Origin of the sequence: Tissierella sp. (assembly GCF_052089545.1) — a bacterium.
Taxonomy (GTDB): Bacteria; Bacillota; Clostridia; order Tissierellales; family Tissierellaceae; genus Tissierella_A.
This window is the reverse complement of record NZ_JBQDAA010000149.1, coordinates 771-5,916: the sequence shown is the minus strand read 5'-3', so window position 1 is coordinate 5,916 and position 5,146 is coordinate 771. Positions and strand designations below refer to the sequence as shown.

Below are 5,146 nucleotides of genomic sequence, written 5' to 3'. Positions count from 1 at the left end.
TTTTCTTTAATTATGTCTATATAAAATATTTTTATTTATTATAACTTAAAAACATAAAATAAGAAAGGTAAATTTACCTTTCTTATTTTATGTTTTTTCTTTTTATATTTACTTTTTTCTTTTTCTTTTCTTTTTTCTTCTAGGTGGTGCCATATGAATAGCCCTGTCGTTTAAGCCTTCTATTGATTCCATAAAAGCCTCACTTAAGGTTGGATGGGCATGTATTGTTCTTGTAACAGAATCTATACCTAGATCATTAGAAATGGCTAATGCACCTTCATGAATCAAATCATTAGCATGAGGGCCAAGTATGGTAACACCAAGAAGTTTACCATCTTCTTTAGAACTAAACACCTTTATAAAGCCTTCTCCTTCTTCTAGAGATAGTGCCTTTCCATTTGCTGAAAATAGGGACTTACTTGTATTATATTCTATTTCCTTTTCTTTTAATTCATTTTCAGTCATTCCTACGAAAGAAATCTCTGGTAAAGTAAATATAGAACTAGGCCAAACATCAAGGTTAATATCTGGGTTTTCACCAAGAATTGTCTCCACTACAAAAGTTCCTTGTGCTGAAGCCACATGTGCTAACTGGATCCCCGTACTGTTTACATCTCCTATAGCATATATCCCCTCTATATTTGTTTGGTAGTTTTCATCTACTTTTATACCCTTTCTATCAAACTCTATACCTACTTCTTCTAATCCAAGTTTATCAGTTACAGGTTTTCTTCCAGAAGCTATTAATACATAGTCTCCTGAAACTTCTACTTCTTCATCCTTTTTCTTATACTTTGCTATAACCTTTAACTTGTCTCCATCTTTTTGTATTTCTTTAGCTCTTATATCCTTATAAACTTCCATCCCCTGCTTTTTAAAAAACATAGGAAGTCGTCTTGATATTTCTTTGTCCATATCTTTTAATATTCTAGAAGCTAATAAAGTTACCTGAGTCCCTAGTTCCTGATATATACTTGCAAATTCAAGACCTATAACTCCTCCTCCTACAACTATCAAACTCTTTGGTATTTCTTCAAATTCTAATAGATCATCAGATGTGATTACACCATCTAAATCTACACCTTCTGTTTCTGTCATATGAGGAACTGAACCTGTAGCTATTATAATATTATCTACTTTAACTTCTCTTTGTCCATCATCACTTTCAACATTAACAGTATTTTTATCTTTTATAGAAGCGGTCCCATGAATTACTTCTATGTTTTTATAAGATTCTAGAAGCTTTTCTATACCTGATACTAAATCATTAACAACTTTGTTTTTTCTAGACTGAAGTACGCTACCGTCTAGATCGTAATTATCTATTTTAAGTCCAAATTCTTCTGATCTTTTTACATCTTTCATAAATTCCGCATTTTTAAAATAAGTTTTTGTTGGAATACATCCCCTATTAAGGCATGTTCCTCCTATTTCTCTGTTTTCTATTAAATATACGTTAGCTCCTATTTGAGCTGCTCTAATAGCAGCAACATATCCACCAGGACCTGCTCCTATTATTGCTATATCTTTTGTCAATTGTTTACACCTACTCTCTATAAGTTACAACTGGTTTTCTTGCTGCTTTAGTTTCATCTGGTCTTCTAATTTCGGTATTGTGAGGTGCTTCTTTTGCCATTTCTGGAGTCTCTTTAGCCTCTTTAGATATCTTTATCATAGCATCTATAAATTCATCTAAAGTTTCCATACTCTCTGTTTCAGTTGGTTCAATCATTAAAGCTTCCTTTATAATAAGAGGGAAGTATACTGTTGGCGGATGGAAGCCAAAATCTATAAGTCTTTTAGCTATATCTAAAGTAGTAACTTCAGATAGTTTTTCTTTTAACCCTCCGAGTACAAATTCGTGTTTATAAATTGTATCTATAGGTAAACGATAATGATCTTTTAATTTACTTAAGAGATAGTTAGCATTTAATACTGCCATTTCTGAAGCTTTCTTAAGCCCATCACTACCCATAGTCAATATATAAGTGTATGCTCTAACTAATATTCCAAAGTGACCATAAAAATCTTTTACTTTTCCAATTGTGTTTTCTATATTATAATCTAAAAAATATCTTTCTTCTTCCTTATTTACTATAGGAACTGGTAAAAACTCAGTTAGATGTTTCTTTACACCTACAGGACCTGAACCAGGACCTCCACCACCATGTGGCGTTGAAAAAGTCTTATGAATATTAAAGTGAACTACATCAAAGCCCATATCTCCTGGTCTTGCATGGCCTAGTATTGCGTTAGCATTAGCCCCATCATAGTAAAGCTGTCCTCCAGCATCATGAACCACTTTTGCAATTTCTTTAATATCTTTTTCAAATAAACCTAAAGTATTAGGGTTAGTAAGCATAAGTCCAGCTGTATCTTCTCCTACTAATTGCTTTAAGGCTTCAACATCTACTGTTCCTTTTTCTGTTGATTTTACTTCTACAGTTTTGTATCCTGCCATAGTTGCAGTAGCTGGATTTGTTCCATGAGCCGAGTCAGGTACTATTATAGTATCTCTCTTAGTATCTCCATTGTTTTCATGGAAAGCTTTTATTATCATAATCCCAGTAAGTTCTCCATGTGCTCCAGCAGCAGGCTGAAGTGTCATTTGATCCATGCCTGAAATTTCTGATAAGGAGTTTTGCAATTCATACATAAGTTGAAGAGCACCTTGTGTACAATCTTCTCTTTGACGAGGATGTAGATTTGCAAATCCATCAATTCTTGCTATATCTTCGTTTATTTTAGGATTATATTTCATAGTACATGATCCTAATGGATAAAAACCTGTATCAAGTCCATAGTTTTTATCTGAAAGGTTTGTATAATGCCTTATTACTTCAACCTCGTTTACTTCTGGTAAGGTAAGAGGTTTTTCATTTATAAATTCCTCCGGGAAAAACTCACTTATATCTTTATCTTCAACATCTAATGGAGGAAGTTTATAAGCTTTTCTTTCTGATTTTGAAAGTTCAAATATTAATTTATCATAATCTCTCATTTATATCCCCTCCAATACACTGCTTAGTTTATCAATTTCATCTTTAGTTCGCTTTTCAGTTACGGCATAAAGAATACTATTTTCAAACTGGGGATAATCTATGCCTAAGTTATAACCACCTAGTATATTTTCTTCTCTTAAATCTTCTATTATCTCTTCAGCATCTTTACTAGATGAAAGAGCAAACTCTTTAAAGAAAGGTTTATCAAATACTCTTTTATATTTACCAGATTCTATGAGTTTATCTAATGCATAATGTGCTTTTTTAGTAGATTGCATAGCTACTTCTCTTAACCCTTCTTTTCCTAGTGTTACCATATATACTGTAGCTGCTAATGTATTTAGTCCTTGGTTTGAACAAATATTTGAAGTTGCCTTTGCACGTCTAATATGCTGTTCTCTTGCAGTAAGTGTTAATACAAAAGATCGTTTCCCATCTAGATCAGTAGTTTCCCCTACTATTCTACCAGGAAGCTTTCTTAAATATTTTTTAGTAGTTGCTAAGAACCCTAAATATGGACCACCAAATTGCATTGGTATTCCAAGAGATTGTCCTTCTCCTACAACTATATCTACTCCTATATCTCCTGGTCTTTTTAATATTCCAAGTGATATAGGATCTACTGAAGCTATTATTGCTGCTTTTTTAGACTTGTGTACTATATCAGCAGAAGTTTTTAAATCTTCAACTATTCCAAAAAAGTTAGGACTTTGTACTATAACGGCTCCTACTTCATCATCTATTTTAGATTCTAATTCTTCTAAATCTGTAATACCATCTTTCATACCAACTTCTACAAGTTCTAATTTTTGTATATGTGCATAAGTTTTTAAAATTTCTCTAGTTTGAGGATTTACAGTTTCAGAAACAAGGATTTTTTTCTTTCTAGCAACATCACATGCCATAAGGGCTGCTTCAGTTACTGCAGTTCCTCCATCATAAAGACTCGCATTTGCTATTGGAAGTCCAGTTAACTCTGATATCAGTGTTTGATACTCAAACAGATATTGAAGAGTACCTTGGCTTATCTCAGGCTGATAAGGAGTATAAGATGTATAAAACTCACTTCTAGAAATTATATGATCTACTATTGTTGGTATATAATGGTCATATGATCCTGCTCCTAAAAAACAAACATTTTCACTAGCAGAGCAGTTTTTATTAGCTAACTTATTTAAATAACTTTTAACCTCAAGTTCTGACATAGCAAGAGGTAGGTCAAGTTCCCTACCTAAAGCTACATCTTTTGGTACATCTGAAAATAAATCATCTACAGAGTTAAGACCTATTGAGGCTAGCATTTCCTTTTCATCTTCTGGTGTATGCGGGATATATGGATACATATTACTCCTCCTCACTTACAAACTCTTCGTACTCCCCACTTGACATTAAATCGTCTAATTCAGATTTATCTTCTAATTCTACTTTAATAATCCAATTTTTAAAAGCATCTTCATTTAAAAGCTCTGGACTATCTAAAAGTTCTTCATTTGTCTCTATTACTTTTCCAGAAACCGGAATATAAACATCTGAAGCTGCTTTTACTGATTCAATTGCTGCAAACTCATCATCTTCTTCAAACTCTTCATCTACTTCTGGAAGTTCTACATATACTATATCTCCAAGTTCTTCTTGAGCAAAATCTGTAATTCCTATATATGCTTCATTACCCTCTACCTTAACCCACTCGTGATCTTCTGAATAATATAAATCTTTAATAACTTTCATTAAAATACCTCCTAGAATTTTATTTATTTTTTAAAAAATTTTTGTTTATAACTTTAGCTTTAACTGGTCTTTTCCTAATCATAATATCAATTTCATTACCAATTTCTTTTTCTGATACTTTTATAAGAGCATTTCCGATATTTTTGCCTAATGTAGGGCTTCTATAGCCAGTTGTTACATATCCTATTTCCTCATTATCCTTATAAACTACATAACCTTCCCTCGGTATACCTCTACCCAATAATTCAAATCCTACTAAAATTCTTTCAGTTCCATCTTTAGCTTGTTTTTGTAGTGCTTCTTTCCCAATAAAATCAGATTCTTTATTAAGCTTTACAAAAAACTTAAGCCTTGCCTCTATAGGTGATATCTCTTTAGATAATTCCTGACCATATAAAGGAAGATTAGCTTCAAAT

Annotated in this window: 5 protein-coding genes; all 5 read right to left on the bottom strand. The window is 32.4% G+C overall.

Going from position 1 to position 5,146, the window contains the following annotated elements; translation table 11 throughout:
- Positions 1-108 precede the first annotated feature (108 nt).
- Positions 109-1,536, bottom strand: coding sequence for a dihydrolipoyl dehydrogenase (lpdA, locus tag ACTHW2_RS09950; RefSeq protein WP_442263768.1), 1,428 nt, complete (start codon positions 1,534-1,536; stop codon positions 109-111).
- 10 nt (positions 1,537-1,546) lie between these two features.
- Complete coding sequence (gene gcvPB / locus ACTHW2_RS09945) at positions 1,547-3,001, bottom strand: aminomethyl-transferring glycine dehydrogenase subunit GcvPB (RefSeq protein ID WP_442263767.1); 1,455 nt, start codon at positions 2,999-3,001, stop codon at positions 1,547-1,549.
- Positions 3,002-4,345 carry an aminomethyl-transferring glycine dehydrogenase subunit GcvPA gene (gcvPA, locus tag ACTHW2_RS09940; RefSeq protein ID WP_442263766.1) on the bottom strand — a complete coding sequence of 448 codons (1,344 nt, stop codon included), beginning with the start codon at positions 4,343-4,345 and terminating at the stop codon, positions 3,002-3,004. It lies immediately after the preceding gene.
- 1 nt (position 4,346) lies between these two features.
- Positions 4,347-4,730 carry a glycine cleavage system protein GcvH gene (gcvH, locus tag ACTHW2_RS09935; RefSeq protein ID WP_442263765.1) on the bottom strand — a complete coding sequence of 128 codons (384 nt, stop codon included), beginning with the start codon at positions 4,728-4,730 and terminating at the stop codon, positions 4,347-4,349.
- 19 nt (positions 4,731-4,749) lie between these two features.
- A partial coding sequence (locus tag ACTHW2_RS09930) for a glycine cleavage T C-terminal barrel domain-containing protein (RefSeq protein ID WP_442263764.1) occupies positions 4,750-5,146 on the bottom strand: 397 nt, incomplete at its 5' end.

Coding starts and splice junctions, on each gene's coding strand:
- gcvPB (WP_442263767.1), bottom strand. CDS start 3,001: ATGAGAGATTATGATAAATTAATATTTGAACTTTCAAAATCAGAAAGA.
- gcvPA (WP_442263766.1), bottom strand. CDS start 4,345: ATGTATCCATATATCCCGCATACACCAGAAGATGAAAAGGAAATGCTA.
- gcvH (WP_442263765.1), bottom strand. CDS start 4,730: ATGAAAGTTATTAAAGATTTATATTATTCAGAAGATCACGAGTGGGTT.